This window comes from Streptomyces albidicamelliae, from assembly GCF_025642175.1.
Taxonomy (GTDB): domain Bacteria; phylum Actinomycetota; class Actinomycetes; order Streptomycetales; family Streptomycetaceae; genus Streptomyces; species Streptomyces albidocamelliae.
On the sequence record NZ_CP106795.1, the window covers coordinates 6,824,977 to 6,841,362 of the forward strand.

Genomic DNA, 16,386 nt, shown 5'->3' on the forward strand with positions numbered 1-16,386 from the left:
CGGCGCCGGGGAATGCCCGCACGGCCCGCGACAGTTGACACGGATATGAACCAGGACTCCGCGCAGGACGCGCTGCTCGAACTGCTCTCCGAAGGCCACGGCGGGGTGCTGGTCACCCTCAAGCGCGACGGCCGCCCGCAGCTGTCCAACGTCAGCCACGCCTACGACCCGGACGAGCGGACCATCCGGATCTCGGTCACCGACGACCGGGCCAAGACCCGCAATCTGCGCCGCGACCCCCGCGCCTCGTACCACGTGACCAGCGCCGACCGCTGGGCGTACACCGTCGCCGAGGGCACGGCGGAGCTGACGCCGGTCGCCGGCGACCCGCACGACGAGACCGTCGAGGAACTGATCCGGCTCTACCGCGAGGTGCTCGGCGAACACCCGGACTGGGACGAGTACCGCGCCGCGATGGTCCGCGACCGCCGTCTCGTGGTGCGGCTGCGCGTCGAGCGGGCGTACGGCGCCCCGAAGCGCTGAGGCGCGGCCCGCCGGGAAGCGGTCACCGGGTCCCGGCGGTCCGCGCCTCGATCGCCCGCAGGACGGCGACCATGTCCTCGCCGCCGTGCCCCTGCGCCACCGTCTCCTCGAACAGGGCGTGGCAGACGTCGAGGAGCGGTGAGGCGAGGCCGGTCCCGCGGGCCGCCTCGGCGATGAGCCGGTTGTTCTTGAGCACGTCGAGCGCGGCCGCCTGCACCGCGAAGTCCCGCTCACGCAGCTTGGGCGCCTTCATCCGGGAGACCCCGCTGGCCATGGGGCCCGCGTCGAGGACGTCCAGGAACAGCCGCCGGTCCAGGCCCTGCCGCTCGGCGAAGTGGAACGCCTCCGTCAGTCCGGTCACGAGGGTGATCAGGAAGAGGTTCACGGAGAGCTTCATCAGCAGGGCGCCGGGCGCGGGACCGCATACGAACGTCTCCCGGCACAGGGGGGCGAGCAGCGGCCGTACGGCGTCCACGGCGTCCTCCTCCCCGGCGAGCATCGCCACCAGCTGCCCCTGTTCGGCCGGGACCCGGGATCCGGAGACGGGTGCCTCGACGTACCGGCCGCCGGCGGCGCGCACGTCGGCCTCCAGGGCGCGGGAGTACTCGGGGGAGGTGGTGCCCATGTGGACGACGGTCCGCCCCGCGACGCGTGCGGCCAGTCCGGGGGTGCCGCGGCCGAGGACCGTGTCCACGGCGGCCTCGTCGGCCAGCATCAGCAGCACCACGTCCGCCCGCGCGAACACCTCGTCGACGCCGTCGGCGACCCGGGCCCCGGCCGCGCGCAGGGGTTCGGCGCGCTCCGGGGTCCGGTTCCACACCACCAGGGGGACGCCGGCCGAGGCCAGACGCAGCGCCATGGGCCGGCCCATGACGCCGAGACCGAGGAATCCGATGTCCATGGGGCCGCCCTCCGCCGACGCGGGCCTGACTATGACAGTGGTCATAGTAGCGGGCGTTATGTCACCCGTCATAGAGTGGGGGGGAGGCGAGCGGAGGTCGGACCATGGGCGATGAGCGGCGGGGACCGCGGGAGCGGATGGTCTTCAGCGCGGCCCAGCTCATCCGGCGCGACGGGGTCACCTCGACCGGCATGCGCGCCGTCGCCGAGCACGCCGGGGCGCCGCGCGGCTCCCTCCAGCACTACTTCCCGGGCGGCAAGGAGCAGCTGGTCAACGAGGCCGTCGACTGGGCCGGCCGGTACGCGGGCGGGCGGATCGCGCGCTTCCTCGAGGGGCTCGACGAACCGACACCGAGCGCGCTGTTCGCGGCGATGGTCGGGCAGTGGACCGAGGAGTACCGTACGGACGGATTCGCCAAGGGCTGCCCGGTGGCCGCCGCCACGGTCGACTGCGCCTCGGCCGGCGCCTCCACCCGCGAGGCGGCGGCCGCCGCGTTCGCCACCTGGCGCGGCCCGCTCGCCGAGGCCCTCACCGGCATGGGCGTACCGGCCCGCCGCGCCGGGAACCTGGCCACGCTGATGATCAGCAGCCTGGAGGGCGCCATCATCCTCGCCCGCGCCGAACAGGACGCCGCCCCCTGACCACGGTCGCACGCGAACTCGGCCCCCTCCTCGACGAGGCGGCGACCGGCGCGCGGTGAAAGCGGCCCGAGTGGGCTCGGCGCGGCCGGCCGGAGCTCAGCCGGCGGCGCGGTCCGCCGTCAGGTACGCGATCACCATGTCCCCGAGCATGGTCCGGTAGTGCTCGCGCTGCCCCGGATCCACCAGGTTCCGGCCGAACAGGACCCCGAAGGTGTGCCGGTTGGCGACCCGGAAGAAGCAGAACGAGCTGATCACCGCGTGCAGGTCGACCGCGTCCACGTCGGCCGTGAACAGCCCGGACTCCTGCCCCGCCGACAGGATCCGGCGGATCACCTCCAGCGCCGGGGAGCCGATCCGGTCCAGCTTCCCCGAGGCCGCGATGTGCTCGGCGCCGTGGATGTTCTCGATGCTGACCAGACGGATGAAGTCCGGATGCCGCTCGTGGTGGTCGAAGGTGACCTCGGCCAGCCGCCGGATCGCCGCGACCGGGTCCAGGTGCTCCACGTCCAGCTGTCGCTCGGCCTCCCGGATCGCGCCGTAGGCCCGCTCCAGTGCGGCCGTGAACAGCTGCTCCTTGCCGCCGAAGTAGTAGTAGATCATCCGCTTCGTGGTGCGGGTGCGCGCCGCTATCTCGTCGACGCGGGCGCCGTCGTAGCCGGCGCGGGCGAACTCCTGCGTGGCCACGTCGAGGATCTCGGCCCGGGTGCGGGCGGCGTCGCGCACGCGTCCCGCGGATCGCGGCGGTTCTTCGACGCTCGTCATCGGATTCCTTCGGGGCCAGGGGACGCCTGGGCGGCACGCGCGTTCGCGTGCGGTGATTCTAGAAGCCGGACCGCCCGTACCGGCCGGGGTCTTCGTCACACCCGGCCCCGGCCTGCGCCACTGATGGACTGGCCGGTACGTCAGTGGCGCCCTCGGGAGGTCCGCCCGCACGCCCTCACTGCCGGCTGACGGCACGGGTGACACCGGCGACCACGGTCGTCGCCAGGATCCAGCCGGTCAGGACGAGGGCGTAGGCGAGGGCCTGGTACCAGCCCCGCGGCGCGAAGGCCGACTCCTGCCCGAAGGAGATCACGGGCAGCAGCAGGTCCAGGGTGTAGAAGACCGGGCTGAACGGGGGCGCCTCGCCCGCCTTCAGCGGCTGCGGATGGTGCAGGGCGTAGGCGACGGAGCCGATCGCCAGCAGCGACAGCAGCCACCCGGCGGCCCGCAGCGGCCGGAAGCCGTAGCCGACGGTGACGTCCTGGGCGAAGCCCCAGAGCCGGCCGTACCACGGCAGGGTGCGGCGGTGGCGGCGCTGCCTGGCGAGCTGTACCAGCCGTGCCGCGTGGTCGTCGCCGATGCGGCGGTAGGCGGCGGTCAACTGCTCGTAGGCGTGCGGGACATAGCCGTCGCCGTCGCGTTCCAGCAGGGCCAGCCGGTGCTCGGCGGGCTCGTGCGGGGTGAGGGAGGTGTAGCCGAGGCTGTTGAACAGGACCTCGCCGGTGACCTTCTCGGAGTCCAGGAAGAGCACGTCGATCTGGGAGCGGCGCAGGTTCACGGTTCCGCGCACGGCCGGACCGGCGCGCAGCCACAGTTCGCCGATCGTGGCGCTGCTCGCCCGCAGCGCCGTCCGCCCCGGGTGCGACAGGTCGGCGTACGACAGGTCCAGGCGCCCCGCGACGCGCGCGCCGCGCAGGTCGGTCCGGCCCGTGACACGGGCTTCGCGCAGCAGGACATCGCCCGCCACGGCGAGACTCTGCGCGTGCAGGACGGCCTCCGGGCCCGCACTCTCCAGGCGCGCCCCGGTCAGGTCGACGGACCCGGCGACATCGGCGCCGTCCAGGCGCACCGGACCGCGGACGGACAGACCCGGTGCGTACAGGTCGTCGGCGACGGCGAGATGGTTGAGGCGCAGCGTGGTCCCGGCCGCCTCCCCGGCGGTGAGCTCCGCCGAGTCCAGGAGCAGCACTCCGCCGATGCGCGCCCCGTCGAGACGCACGGGCCCGTCGAACCGGCAGCGCGTCATCCGCAGGTTGCCGTCGGTTCGGGCGCGGGTCGCCATCAGACCGGGCAACTCGGAGTCGCGCAGGCTGACATAGCGCAGATGGGCGCCGTCGAGGAGCGGAGCGTCGTCGAAGCGGCAGTGGGTGAGGTGGACGACGTTCTCGACCGTGGCGTCCCGCAGATCCAGCGTTCCGGTGATACGCGCCCCCCTGAGCTTGAGGGCGGCCGTCTCGCCGGGTTCCCGGGGGCCGTCGAGGAGGAGGGTGCGCAACACGCGGGCGCGGACGGTCCGTTCCGGTCCCCACCGTCCGGCCGTGTCGCCGCTCTCGTCGCGGAAGTCCACCTCCGCCCCCGTGGCGAAGGCCCGCCGGAGTCGTCGTTCGGCCGGTGTCGGATCGTTGATCTCCATCGGCCGTGACTCTGGCGGGCCCCGGGAACCGTGTCAACCGCCTGTTTACGGACGCACGTTCCACTCCGCGATCACCGGGCGGCCGTGCTCCGTCGCGAGGCGGCTGACCGTGGCCGTGGCCAGTTGGAACAGGCGGCCCTCCGCCGGGGGCAGGCCCAGGCGGCGCGCGGTGAGGACCCGCAGGAAGTGGGCGTGGGCGACGAGGACCACGTCGCCGGTGCCCTCGGCGAGGGCGGCGTCGACGCGGGCCAGGACCCGGTCGGCGCGGGCGCCGGTCTCCGCGGGGGATTCGCCCGGGTGTCCCTGCGGGCCGGGCGGCACGCCGTCGGTCCACAGGTCCCAGTCGGGCCGGGCGCGGTGGATCTCGGCGGTGGTGACGCCCTCGTAGCCTCCGTAGTCCCACTCGTGCAGGTCGGGATCGGTCACGACCCCGGGCAGACCCGCCAGTTCGGCGGTGCGTATCGCGCGGCCCAGCGGGCTGGACAGCGCGAGGGCGTAGGTCCGGCCGGTGAGGAGCGGGGCGAGGGACTTGGCCTGTTCCTCGCCGTGCCCGGTCAGGGGCAGGTCGGTCCAGCTGGTGTGCCGGCCCGACACGCTCCACTCCGTCTCACCGTGGCGGACCAGCAGGAGGTCCCCCACGGCGGATCAGTCCTTCTTCTCGACGGCGTGGCCGCCGAACTGGTTGCGCAGCGCCGCGACCATCTTCATCTGCGGCGAGTCGTCCTGCCGGGAGGCGAACCGGGCGAACAGGGAGGCCGTGATCGCGGGCAGCGGCACCGCGTTGTCGATGGCCGCCTCGACGGTCCAGCGGCCCTCGCCGGAGTCCTCCGCGTAGCCGCGCAGGTTCTCCAGGTGCTGGTCCTCGTCCAGGGCGTTGACCGCGAGGTCGAGCAGCCAGGAGCGGATGACCGTGCCCTCCTGCCAGGAGCGGAAGACCTCGCGGACGTTGTCCACCGACTTGACCTTCTCCAGCAGCTCCCAGCCCTCGGCGTAGGCCTGCATCATGGCGTACTCGATGCCGTTGTGGACCATCTTCGAGAAGTGCCCGGCGCCGACCCGGCCCGCGTGGACGTATCCGTACGGGCCCTCCGGCTTGAGGGCGTCGAAGACCGGCTTCAGCCTCTCGACGTGCTCCTTGTCGCCGCCGACCATGAGCGCGTAGCCGTTCTGCAGGCCCCACACGCCGCCGGAGACACCCGCGTCGACGAAGCCGATGCCCTTGATGCCGAGTTCGGCGGCGTGCTTCTCGTCGTCGGTCCAGCGGGAGTTGCCGCCGTCGATCACGGTGTCGCCCTCGGACAGCAGGTCCTTGAGCTCGTCGATGACGCCCTGGGTGGCCGTGCCGGCCGGGACCATCACCCACACGTGGCGGGGCGCGTCCAGCTTCTCGACCAGCTCGGCGAGGCTCTTGACGTCGGAGACTTCGGGATTGCGGTCGTAGCCGATGACGGTGTGGCCGGCGCGGCGGACCCGCTCGCGCATGTTGCCGCCCATCTTGCCGAGACCGATGAGACCGAGCTGCATGATCAGTTCTCCTGAGCGTTCTTGAGAGTGCGGTAGACGGCGACGAGTGCCTTGGTGGAGGGGTCGAGGCCGGGGACGTCGGCGCCTTCGGTGAGGGCGGGTTCGACGCGTTTGGCGAGGACCTTGCCGAGTTCGACGCCCCACTGGTCGAAGGAGTCGATGTTCCAGATCGCGCCCTGGACGAACACCTTGTGCTCGTACAGCGCGACGAGCTGGCCGAGGACCGAGGGGGTAAGCTCCCGGGCCAGGATCGTGGTGGTGGGACGGTTGCCGGGGAACGTGCGGTGCGGGACCTGCTCCTCCGCGACACCCTCCGCACGGACCTCCTCGGCGGTCTTGCCGAACGCCAGGGCCTGCGTCTGCGCGAAGAAGTTCGCCATCAGCAGATCGTGCTGGTCCCTCAGCTCACCCCGCAGCTCACCCACCGGACGGGCGAACCCGATGAAGTCCGCCGGGATCAGCTTCGTGCCCTGATGGATCAACTGGTAGTAGGCGTGCTGCCCGTTGGTACCCGGCGTGCCCCACACCACCGGACCCGTCTGCCAGTGCACCGGCTCACCGTCACGCTGCACCGACTTGCCGTTGGACTCCATGTCCAGCTGCTGCAGATACGCCGTGAACCGCGACAGATAATGCGCGTACGGCAGCACCGCATGCGACTGCGCGTCATGGAAGTTGCCGTACCAGATCCCCAGCAGCCCCATCAGCAACGGCGCGTTCGCCTCCGCCGGCGCGCTCCGGAAATGCTCGTCGACCAGACGGAAACCCTCCAGCATCTGCCGGAACCGCTCCGGACCGATCGCGATCATCAACGACAGCCCGATCGCCGAGTCGAAGGAGTACCGGCCCCCCACCCAGTCCCAGAACTCGAACATGTTCGCCACGTCGATACCGAACTCCGCCACCTTCTCGGCGTTCGTCGACAGCGCCACGAAATGCCGCGCCACCGCCGCCTGATCACCCAGCGCGTCCAGCACCCACGAGCGGGCCGACGTCGCGTTGGTGATCGTCTCGATCGTCGTGAACGTCTTCGACGCGATGACGAACAGCGTCTCCGCCGGATCCAGATCCCGCGTGGCCTCGTGCAGATCCGCACCGTCCACATTGGACACGAAACGCACCGTCAGATCACGGTCGGTGAACGCACGCAGCGCCTCATAGGCCATCGCCGGACCCAGATCCGACCCACCGATCCCGACGTTGACCACGTTCCGGATCCGCCGGCCGGTATGACCGGTCCACTCACCCGAACGCACCCGCTCCGCGAAAGCGGCCATCTTCTCCAGCACGGCGTGCACACCGGGCACGACGTTCTCACCGTCGACCTCGACCACCGCGTCCCGCGGCGCACGCAACGCCGTGTGCAGTACCGCCCGGTTCTCGGTGACGTTGATCCGCTCACCACGGAACATCGCGTCCCGCAACGCGAACACACCCGTGGCCTCGGCGAGTTCTCTCAGCAGGGCCAGGGTCTCGTCGATGATCAGGTGCTTGCTGTAGTCGATGTGGAGGTCGCCGACCTCGACGACGTACCGCTCGGCGCGGCCGGGGTCAGTCGCGAACAGCTCGCGCAGGTGCGGCTGCTGTTTGGCGCGGTGGTCGGCCAGGGCCGTCCACTCGGGCCGGCGGTTGAGCTCGGTGGTGTCTGACGGGGCGTCGGACATGTCAGGCGTTCTCCTTGGCTGCCTCGCCCGTCAGGGCGATGGCGTACATCTCGTCGGCGTCGAGGCGGCGCAGCTCCTCGGCGATGAGTTCGGAGGTGGGGCGGACCTTCAGGGCGAGGGTGCGCGGCGGCTGCCCCGGCAGGGTCAGGGTCGCGAGGGGGCCCTCGGGACGGTCGATGACGATCTCGCCGGTACCGGTACCCAGCTTCACGGCGGTGACGACGGGTCCGGCGGTGACCACGCGGTCCACGGAGACGTGCAGCCGGGCTTCCAGCCAGCGGGCGAGCAGCTCGGCGCTGGGGTTGTCGGCCTCGGCCTCGACCGCCGCCGACGTCACCTTCACGCGTGCCTGGTCCAGCGCGGCGGCCAGCATGGACCGCCACAGCGTGAGCCGGGTCCAGGCGAGGTCGGTGTCGCCGGGGGCGTAGGTGCGGGCGCGGTTGTTCAGGACCTCCATGGGCCGCTCGACCGCGTACAGGTCGGTGATCCGCCGCTGGGCCAGCGCGCCCAGGGGGTCCTTCGCCGGTGCCTCGGGCGCGTCCACCGGCCACCACACGACCACCGGGGCGTCCGGCAGCAGCAGCGGCAGGACGACCGAGTCGGCGTGGTCGGACACCTCTCCGTAGGTGCGCAGGACGACCGTCTCGCCGGTGCCCGCCTCGGAGCCGACCCGGACCTCCGCGTCGAGGCGCGAGGCGGTGCGGTCGCGCAGGGTGCGGGCGTGCCGCTTGATGACGACCAGGGTGCGCGAGGGGTGCTCGTGCGAGGCCTCCTCGGCCGCCTTGATCGAGTCGTAGGCGTTCTCCTCGTCCGTGACGATGACCATCGTCAGGACCATGCCCACGGCCGGTGTGCCGATGGCGCGGCGGCCCTGCACCAGCGCCTTGTTGATCTTGCTTGCCGTGGTGTCGGTCAGGTCGATCTTCATGGCCTGCGCCAGCTCCGTCCGTCTCGTGCGAGCATCTCGTCCGCTTCCCTCGGTCCCCAGCTGCCCGACGCGTACTGCGCCGGCCTGCCGTGCGCCGCCCAGTACTCCTCGATCGGGTCGAGGATCTTCCAGGACTCTTCCACTTCCTGGTGACGGGGGAACAAATTGGCGTCGCCGAGCAGCACGTCCAGGATGAGGCGCTCGTACGCCTCGGGGCTGGACTCGGTGAAGGACTCGCCGTAGGCGAAGTCCATGGAGACGTCCCGGATCTCCATGGAGGTGCCCGGCACCTTCGACCCGAACCGCACGGTCATGCCCTCGTCGGGCTGGACGCGGATGACGATCGCGTTCTGGCCCAGCTCCTCGGTGGCCGTGGAGTCGAACGGCGAGTGCGGGGCCCGCTTGAAGACCACCGCGATCTCGGTGACCCGGCGGCCCAGCCGCTTGCCGGCGCGCAGGTAGAACGGGATGCCCGCCCAGCGGCGGTTGTCGATGCCCAGCTTGATCGCGGCGAAGGTGTCGGTCTTCGACTGGGGGTCGATGCCGTCCTCCTCCAGGTAGCCGACGACCTTCTCGCCGCCCTGCCAGCCGCCCGCGTACTGCCCGAGCACGGTGCTGCGGCCCAGGTCCTGCGGCAGCCGCACCGACTTCAGCACCTTCAGCTTCTCGGTGAGCAGTGCCTCCGCGTCGAAGGCGATCGGCTCCTCCATGGCGGTGAGCGCCATCAGCTGGAGCAGGTGGTTCTGGATGACGTCACGGGCGGCGCCGATGCCGTCGTAGTAGCCGGCCCGCCCGCCGATGCCGATGTCCTCGGCCATCGTGATCTGCACGTGGTCGACGTAACTGCGGTTCCAGATCGGCTCGTACATCTGATTGGCGAAGCGCAGCGCCAGAATGTTCTGGACGGTCTCCTTGCCGAGGTAGTGGTCGATGCGGAACACCTGGTCCGGCTCGAACACCTCGTGCACGATCGCGTTCAGCTCGCGCGCGCTGGCCAGGTCGCGGCCGAACGGCTTCTCGATGACCGCGCGCCGCCACGAGCCCTCCGGTGGGCTCGCCAGGCCGTGCTTCTTCAGCTGCTGCACGACCTTGGGGAAGAACTTCGGCGGCACCGAGAGGTAGAACGCGAAGTTGCCGCCGGTGCCACGGGAGGCGTCCAGTTCGTCGACGGCGTCCTTCAGCTGCTTGAACGCGGTGTCGTCGTCGAAGTCGCCGGGGATGAACCGCATGCCCTCGGCGAGCTGCTGCCACACCTCCTCCCGGAACGGGGTGCGCGAGTGCTCGCGCACCGCGTCGTGCACGACCTGCGCGAAGTCCTGGTCCTCCCAGTCCCGGCGGGCGAACCCGACGAGGGAGAAGCCCGGCGGCAGCAGGCCGCGGTTGGCCAGGTCGTACACGGCCGGCATCAGCTTCTTGCGGGACAGGTCACCGGTCACGCCGAAGATGACCAGACCGGACGGGCCCGCGATGCGGGGGAGCCGGCGGTCGCGGGTGTCCCGGAGCGGGTTCACCCAGTCGGCGGCCGGGGCCACCGGCACGCGGACGTCCTGTCGCGCGGCCGGGGCCTCCGGGGCCTGGTTCGTCATTACGCGTCAACTCCCTTGCTGTCCAGGGACTTGGTGACGGCCCGCAGCAGGTCCTGCCAGGCCGCCTCGAACTTGGCGACGCCCTCGTCCTCCAGCTTCCGGACGACCTCGTCGTAGGAGATGCCGAGCCGCTCCACGGCGGCCAGGTCGGCGTGGGCCTGCGCGTAGCCGCCGGTCACGGTGTCGCCGGTGATCTCGCCGTGGTCGGCCGTGGCGTTCAGGGTGGCCTCCGGCATGGTGTTGACAGTGCCCGGTGCGACCAGCTCGTCCACGTACAGGGTGTCCTTGTACGCGGGGTCCTTCACCCCGGTGGACGCCCACAGCGGCCGCTGGCGGTTCGCCCTGTCCCCGGCGAGGGCCGTCCAGCGCGCGGAGGCGAAGACCTCCTCGTAGGCCTGGTAGGCGAGGCGGGCGTTGGCGAGGGCCGCGCGGCCCTTGAGCGCCTGGGCCTCGTCGGTGCCGAGGGCGGTCAGCCGCCCGTCGATCTCGGCGTCCACGCGGGAGACGAAGAAGGACGCCACGGAGTGGATCCCCGACAGGTCGACGCCCCGCTCGCGGGCCTCCTCCAGACCGGCCAGGTAGGCGGCCATGACCTCGCGGTAGCGCTCCAGCGAGAAGATCAGTGTCACGTTGACGCTGATGCCCAGGCCGATGACCTCGGTGATCGCCGGAAGACCCGCCCGGGTGGCCGGGATCTTGATCATCACGTTGGGCCGGTCCACCAGCCAGGCGAGCTGCCTGGCCTCGGCGACGGTGGCCGCGGTGTCGTGGGCGAGCCGCGGGTCGACCTCGATGGACACCCGGCCGTCCCGGCCGCCGGTGGCGTCGTACACGGGGCGCAGCACGTCGGCGGCGGCGCGGACGTCGGCGGTCGTCATCATCCGTACGGCCTCGTCGACCGTGACCCCGCGGACGGCGAGGTCGCTCAGCTGCTCCTCGTAGCCCTCGCCGGAGCCTATGGCGGCCTGGAAGATCGACGGGTTGGTGGTCACACCGACGACGTTGCGGTTCTCGATCAGATCGGCCAGGTTGCCCGAGGTGATCCGGGTGCGCGACAGGTCGTCCAGCCAGACGGAGACACCCTCGTCCGACAGGCGCTTCAGGGCTCCGGCGGTGGCGATTGCTTCGGTCACGGTACTCATCTTTCTTGTCGCGTTCGGATCAGGCGCGCGCGGCAGCGAGCGATTCCCGGGCTGCGGCGGCGACGTTCTCGGGGGTGAAGCCGAATTCGGCGAACAGGGTCGAGGCGTCCGCGGAGGCACCGAAGTGCTCCAGGGAGACGATGCGTCCGGCGTCGCCGGTGAACCGGTGCCAGGTCAGGCCGATGCCGGCCTCCACGGCGACCCGGGCCCGCACGGCCGGCGGCAGCACCCGCTCGCGGTACTCGCGCGGCTGCTCCTCGAACCACTCCACGGACGGCATCGACACCACCCGGGTGCCGATCCCCTCGGCCTCCAGCAGCTCGCGCGCGGCCACGGCGAGGTGCACCTCGGAGCCCGTCGCGATGATGACCACCTCCGGGACCTCCGTCGAGGACTCGCGCAGGACGTAGCCGCCCTTGGCCGCGTCCTCGTCGGGCGCGTACACCGGCACGCCCTGGCGGGTGAGCGCGAGCCCGTGCGGGGCGGGGTTCGTGGCGTGCCTCTTCAGGATCTCGGCCCAGGCGATCGCGGTCTCGTTGGCGTCCGCCGGGCGGACGACGTTCAGGCCCGGAATGGCGCGCAGGGAGGCCAGGTGCTCGACCGGCTGGTGGGTGGGGCCGTCCTCGCCGAGACCGATGGAGTCGTGCGTCCACACGTAGGTCACCGGCAGCTGCATCAGCGCCGACATACGGACGGCGTTGCGCATGTAGTCGGAGAACACCAGGAAGGTGCCGCCGTAGATCCGGGTGTTGCCGTGCAGCGCGATGCCGTTCATCTCCGCGGCCATGGAGAACTCGCGGATACCGAAGTGCACGGTTCGGCCGTACGGGTCGGCCTCGGGCAGCGGGTTGCCCTTCGGCAGGAAGGAGGACGTCTTGTCGATGGTGGTGTTGTTGGAGCCGGCGAGGTCGGCGGAGCCGCCCCACAGCTCGGGCAGGATCGGGCCGAGGGCCTGGAGCACCTTGCCGGAGGCGGCGCGGGTGGCGACCGACTTGCCCTCCTCGAAGACGGGCAGGGCGTCCTCCCAGCCCTCGGGCAGCTCGCCCTTGCCGATCCGGTCGAACAGGACGGCACGCTCCGGGTCGGCGGTGCGCCACTCGGCGATCCGCTTGTCCCAGGCGGCGTGCGCCTCGGCGCCCCGGTCCAGGGCCCGGCGGGTGTGCTTCAGGACCTCGTCGGCCACCTCGAAGGTCCGCTCGGGGTCGAAGCCGAGGACGCGCTTGGTCGCGGCGATCTCGTCCTCGCCGAGCGCCGAGCCGTGGGAGGCCTCGGTGTTCCGCGCGTTCGGGGCCGGCCAGGCGATGATCGTGCGCATCGCGATGACGGAGGGGCGCCCGGTCTCGGCCTTCGCGGCCTCCAGGGCGGCGTGGAGGGCGGGCACGTCGACGTCGCCCTCGGCTGTCGGCTCGATCCGCTGGGTGTGCCAGCCGTAGGCGTCGTACCGCTTCAGCACGTCCTCGGAGAACGCGGTCGCGGTGTCGCCCTCGATCGAGATGTGGTTGTCGTCGTAGAGGAGGACCAGGTTGCCGAGCCGCTGGTGGCCGGCGAGCGAGGAGGCCTCGGCGGAGACGCCCTCCTCCAGGTCGCCGTCGGAGACGATCGCCCAGACGGTGTGGTCGAACGGGGAGGTGCCCTCGGGGGCCTCCGGGTCGAACAGGCCGCGCTCGTAGCGGGCGGCCATCGCCATGCCGACGGCGTTCGCGACACCCTGGCCGAGCGGGCCCGTGGTCGTCTCCACACCGGCGGTGTGGCCGTACTCGGGGTGGCCCGGCGTCTTCGAACCGTGCGTGCGGAACGCCTTCAGGTCGTCGAGCTCCAGCTCGTACCCCGCGAGAAACAGCTGGGTGTACAGCGTCAGCGAGGTGTGGCCCGGGGACAGGACGAAGCGGTCACGGCCGGCCCACTCCGGGTCGGCGGGGTCATGACGCATCACCTTTTGAAAGATCGTGTACGCGGCAGGAGCCAGGCTCATCGCGGTGCCCGGGTGGCCGTTGCCGACCTTCTGCACCGCATCGGCCGCCAGCAGGCGGGCGGTGTCCACGGCGCGCCGGTCGAGGTCGGTCCACTCGAAGCTGTCGGAGGTCTGCGTGCTCATCTTCAAGAAGTCCTCGCAAAGTGCGGAATGGCGGGCCGGACGCGTTCAAACTTAAAAGTCTGACTTTTTCGAAGGAAGGGCAGGGTGTGTCAGCCTGTGGTGAATCTGGGACAGTGATCGCGCGACAGGGACGGCACGAAAAGGACATGGCTGACAGAACCCGCGAAGCGGCCGACGGCGCCATGGAAGGCGACGACGGCACCCACGGCGACCGCGGCACGGACGGCGACGGGATCAGAACCTTCCCCTTCCCCGCCGAACTGGCCGTCGGCGGCGTCGGCATACAGATCGGCCGCATGGGAACCGACCGCACCTGGCACGCCGACGCCCCCCTCCACCGCGTCCACCGCATCGACTTCCACGTGGTCATGCTCTTCACCGAGGGCCCGGTCCGGCACATGGTCGACTTCACCGAGTACGAGGCCCTGGCCGGCGACCTGCTGTGGATCCGCCCCGGACAGGTCCACCGGTTCTCCCGCGAGAACGTGTACCGCGGAACCGTGCTGACCATGCAGCCCGGCTTCCTCCCGCGTGCGACCGTCGAGGCCACCGGCCTGTACCGCTACGACCTCCCGCCGCTGCTGCGCCCCGCTCCCGCGCAGCTCACCGCGCTCCAGGCGGCCCTCGGCCAACTGCGCCGCGAGTACGAGGACACCGCGACACTCCCGCTCAGCCTGCACACGGCCGTCCTCAGGCACTCCCTGACGGCGTTCCTGCTGCGCCTCGCCCATCTCGCGGCCAGCTCGTCGCGGGCCTCGCGACAGCAGACGGACAGCACCTTCACCCGCTTCCGGGACGCCGTCGAACTGGGCTTCCCCGCCAACCACAGCGTCAGCGCCTACGCCGACACGCTCGGATACTCCCGGCGCACCCTCGTCCGGGCCGTCCGCGCGGCCACCGGCGAGACCCCGAAGGGCTTCATCGACAAGCGGGTCGTCCTGGAGGCCAAACGCCTCCTCGCCCACACGGACCTGCCGATCGGCCGCGTCGGGGCCGCCGTCGGCTTCCCGGACGCGGCGAACTTCTCCAAGTTCTTCCACCTGCACACCGGCCGCACCCCGGCCGCGTTCCGCGCGGAGCTGCGCTAGGGCCTGTCGTTTGGATCATGCCGGCGTCGCGGGGCGTGGCACGCGCATCTGCGGCGTTGTCGTCGGTTGTCGACGCTCCGCGTCGCCGCCCTCCTCCGCCTTGCAGATGCACGCACCACGCCCCGCTCGGGTCGGCAGACAAGGCACCGTGGGCCAGGCCGGCCTGATCCAAACGACAGGCCCTAGGGCGCCCGTCGGGCGCCGGGCCGTGCCCCGGACACGGCTGTACGGCGATACGGGGGCCGCCCTGCCAGGGGCCGGCCCCCGCGCCGCCGCGGGACCCTGCGCGGTGTGCCGGGTCAGTGCCCGAAGTCGAACCAGTTCACGTTGACGTAGTCGGCCGGCTGGCCGCTGCTGAAGGTGAGGTACACGTCGTGCGTACCGGTCACCGTGCCGATGTTGGCCGGGACCGTCCGCCACGACTGCCACCCGCCTGTGTTCCCCACCGCGAAACTGCCGACGGGCGCGTTGCTCCGGCTGTCCAGACGCACCTCGACCAGCCCGCTCACCCCGTTCGCGGCACCGCTCGCGACCCGGGCGTAGAACTGCCTGGCGCCGCCGGAGCCGAAGTCGACCCCCTTGTACAGCGCCCAGTCCCCGCCTGCGATGTAGCCGATGTCCTGGCCGCCGCCCGTGTCCGTGGTGGTCTCGGTGCCGATGCCGGACTGGCCGTCGTAGGACTCGGCCTGGATGGCGCTGTAGGCGTCCCGGCCGCCGGACGGCGGGGGAGTGGTGCCGCCGCCCGAGGACTTGAGGACCTGCACGTAGTCGACGACCATCGGGTGGCCGGGCTCGGTGCCGCCGTCGGGGCCGCCGCCGAACGCGCCCGGGAACCCGCCGCCCATCGCCACGTTGAGGATGAGGAAGTAGCCGTGGTTCGTGGCGTTGGCCCAGGTGGTCGCGTCGACCTGGTTCGCCCGCACCGTGTGGAAGTTGACGCCGTCGAGGTAGAAGCGGATCTCCTCGGGGCTGGTCGAGCGGTCCCACTCCATCGCGTAGGTGTGGAAGCCGGCCTGGCAGGTGGAACCGGCGCAGGAGGTCGAGCCGCCGATGCCGGTGGTCTCGTTGCAGGGGCCGCCGGGGTTCGTGCCGCAGTGCACGGTGGACCAGTCGGTGTTCAGGCCCTGGACGTTCTCCATGATGTCCAGCTCACCGACGCTCGGCCAGTTCCAGTAGTTGCCGCGGAACGGGGAGCCGAGCATCCAGAACGCCGGCCAGTAGCCCTTCGCCGCGGCACCGGTGACATTCGGCATCTGGATCCGGGCCTGGACGCGGAGCTTGCCGCCCGAGGGAGGCTGGAAGTCGCTGCGGGTGCTCTCGATCCGGCCGGAGGTCCAGTTGCCGGACGCGTCCCGGCGCGGGGTGATGCGCAGGTTGCCGCTGCCGTCCAGCGCGACGTTGCTGGTGCTCGTGGTCATCGTCTCGACCTCGCCGGTGCCCCAGTTGGCCGCGCCGCCCGGGTAGGAAGTCCCGGTGTCGTACTGCCAGTTCGCGGTGTCGACACCGGAGCCCGCCGCGCCGTCGAAGTCGTCCGCGAAGACCTGGGTCCAGCCCGACGGAGGCGTGGGCGCGGAGGCGTCGGCGGGCGCGGTGGCCGCCATGGCGACGGCCGCCGCGAGGCCGAGCGTCGCCGCCGCGGCGACGAACGCCCGCCGCAGCGGGCGGGGTCTGGGCAGGCCGGGGGATGCGCTCATGAGGGAGCCTCTCGGTGTAAGGGTGCGGGGGCCGTGAGAGCGCTCCCACGTCGATCTGAGAGCGCTCTCACAATGCGGCCAATGTGCTCCCCGGCCCGTCGGTCGTCAAGACTTGAAGCAAGGAAAGTCCTTGCCAGGTAGGGGAGTTCACCGCCCGAAGCCACCCGACGCCGCTCGGAGCGCGCGGCGTCCGGGCCGCGGGTGGCTGTGCGGGCCGCCGGTTCACCCGCCGACGGCCGGACGCC

Annotated in this window: 13 protein-coding genes and 1 pseudogene; 3 read left to right on the top strand and 11 right to left on the bottom strand. The window is 71.5% G+C overall.

What is annotated here, in order from left to right; genetic code table 11:
• Positions 1-45: 45 nt before the first annotated feature.
• Positions 46-483: a PPOX class F420-dependent oxidoreductase gene (locus N8I86_RS30865; RefSeq protein ID WP_073891651.1), complete on the top strand. Its 438-nt coding sequence runs from the start codon at positions 46-48 to the stop codon at positions 481-483.
• Positions 484-505: 22 nt separating this feature from the next.
• Here the strand turns inward: N8I86_RS30865 and N8I86_RS30870 are convergent, their stop codons facing one another.
• Positions 506-1,384 carry an NAD(P)-dependent oxidoreductase gene (locus tag N8I86_RS30870; protein ID WP_263280176.1) on the bottom strand — a complete coding sequence of 293 codons (879 nt, stop codon included), beginning with the start codon at positions 1,382-1,384 and terminating at the stop codon, positions 506-508.
• A gap of 104 nt (positions 1,385-1,488) precedes the next feature.
• Here N8I86_RS30870 and N8I86_RS30875 point away from each other — a divergent pair.
• Positions 1,489-2,084, top strand: a pseudogene (locus tag N8I86_RS30875) (TetR/AcrR family transcriptional regulator).
• A gap of 37 nt (positions 2,085-2,121) precedes the next feature.
• On the opposite strand, the gene N8I86_RS30880 reads toward N8I86_RS30875, so the two are convergent.
• The 9 genes from N8I86_RS30880 to tkt form a co-directional block, all read right to left on the bottom strand.
• Entirely contained in the window at positions 2,122-2,787 is a 666-nt protein-coding gene (locus N8I86_RS30880) for a TetR/AcrR family transcriptional regulator (protein ID WP_263279218.1), read from the bottom strand.
• A gap of 175 nt (positions 2,788-2,962) precedes the next feature.
• The gene (locus N8I86_RS30885) at positions 2,963-4,420 is read right to left on the bottom strand and encodes a pentapeptide repeat-containing protein (protein ID WP_263279219.1); all 1,458 of its coding nucleotides are present in this window, start codon (positions 4,418-4,420) and stop codon (positions 2,963-2,965) included.
• A 45-nt stretch (positions 4,421-4,465) separates the two neighbouring features.
• Complete coding sequence (locus tag N8I86_RS30890) at positions 4,466-5,059, bottom strand: histidine phosphatase family protein (RefSeq protein ID WP_263279220.1); 594 nt, start codon at positions 5,057-5,059, stop codon at positions 4,466-4,468.
• Between the two features lie 6 nt (positions 5,060-5,065).
• Positions 5,066-5,944 carry a phosphogluconate dehydrogenase (NAD(+)-dependent, decarboxylating) gene (gene gnd, locus N8I86_RS30895; protein ID WP_073891638.1) on the bottom strand — a complete coding sequence of 293 codons (879 nt, stop codon included), beginning with the start codon at positions 5,942-5,944 and terminating at the stop codon, positions 5,066-5,068.
• 2 nt (positions 5,945-5,946) lie between these two features.
• Positions 5,947-7,608: a glucose-6-phosphate isomerase gene (pgi, locus tag N8I86_RS30900; protein WP_263279221.1), complete on the bottom strand. Its 1,662-nt coding sequence runs from the start codon at positions 7,606-7,608 to the stop codon at positions 5,947-5,949.
• 1 nt (position 7,609) lies between these two features.
• Positions 7,610-8,536, bottom strand: coding sequence for a glucose-6-phosphate dehydrogenase assembly protein OpcA (opcA, locus tag N8I86_RS30905; RefSeq protein ID WP_073891634.1), 927 nt, complete (start codon positions 8,534-8,536; stop codon positions 7,610-7,612).
• The gene (gene zwf / locus N8I86_RS30910; RefSeq protein ID WP_263279222.1) at positions 8,533-10,122 is read right to left on the bottom strand and encodes a glucose-6-phosphate dehydrogenase; all 1,590 of its coding nucleotides are present in this window, start codon (positions 10,120-10,122) and stop codon (positions 8,533-8,535) included. Before zwf ends, opcA begins: the two co-directional genes overlap by 4 nt.
• Positions 10,122-11,264: a transaldolase gene (gene tal / locus N8I86_RS30915; RefSeq protein ID WP_073891630.1), complete on the bottom strand. Its 1,143-nt coding sequence runs from the start codon at positions 11,262-11,264 to the stop codon at positions 10,122-10,124. Before tal ends, zwf begins: the two co-directional genes overlap by 1 nt.
• Positions 11,265-11,283: 19 nt before the next feature.
• Positions 11,284-13,359: a transketolase gene (tkt, locus tag N8I86_RS30920; protein ID WP_073891628.1), complete on the bottom strand. Its 2,076-nt coding sequence runs from the start codon at positions 13,357-13,359 to the stop codon at positions 11,284-11,286.
• 146 nt (positions 13,360-13,505) lie between these two features.
• On the opposite strand from tkt, the gene N8I86_RS30925 reads away from it, so the two are divergent.
• Positions 13,506-14,447 carry a helix-turn-helix domain-containing protein gene (locus N8I86_RS30925; RefSeq protein WP_263279223.1) on the top strand — a complete coding sequence of 314 codons (942 nt, stop codon included), beginning with the start codon at positions 13,506-13,508 and terminating at the stop codon, positions 14,445-14,447.
• 299 nt (positions 14,448-14,746) lie between these two features.
• Here N8I86_RS30925 and N8I86_RS30930 read toward each other — a convergent pair whose 3' ends face one another.
• On the bottom strand, positions 14,747-16,141 hold the full coding sequence (locus N8I86_RS30930; RefSeq protein ID WP_073891626.1) for a glycoside hydrolase family 16 protein: 1,395 nt from the start codon (positions 16,139-16,141) through the stop codon (positions 14,747-14,749).
• Positions 16,142-16,386: the final 245 nt, after the last annotated feature.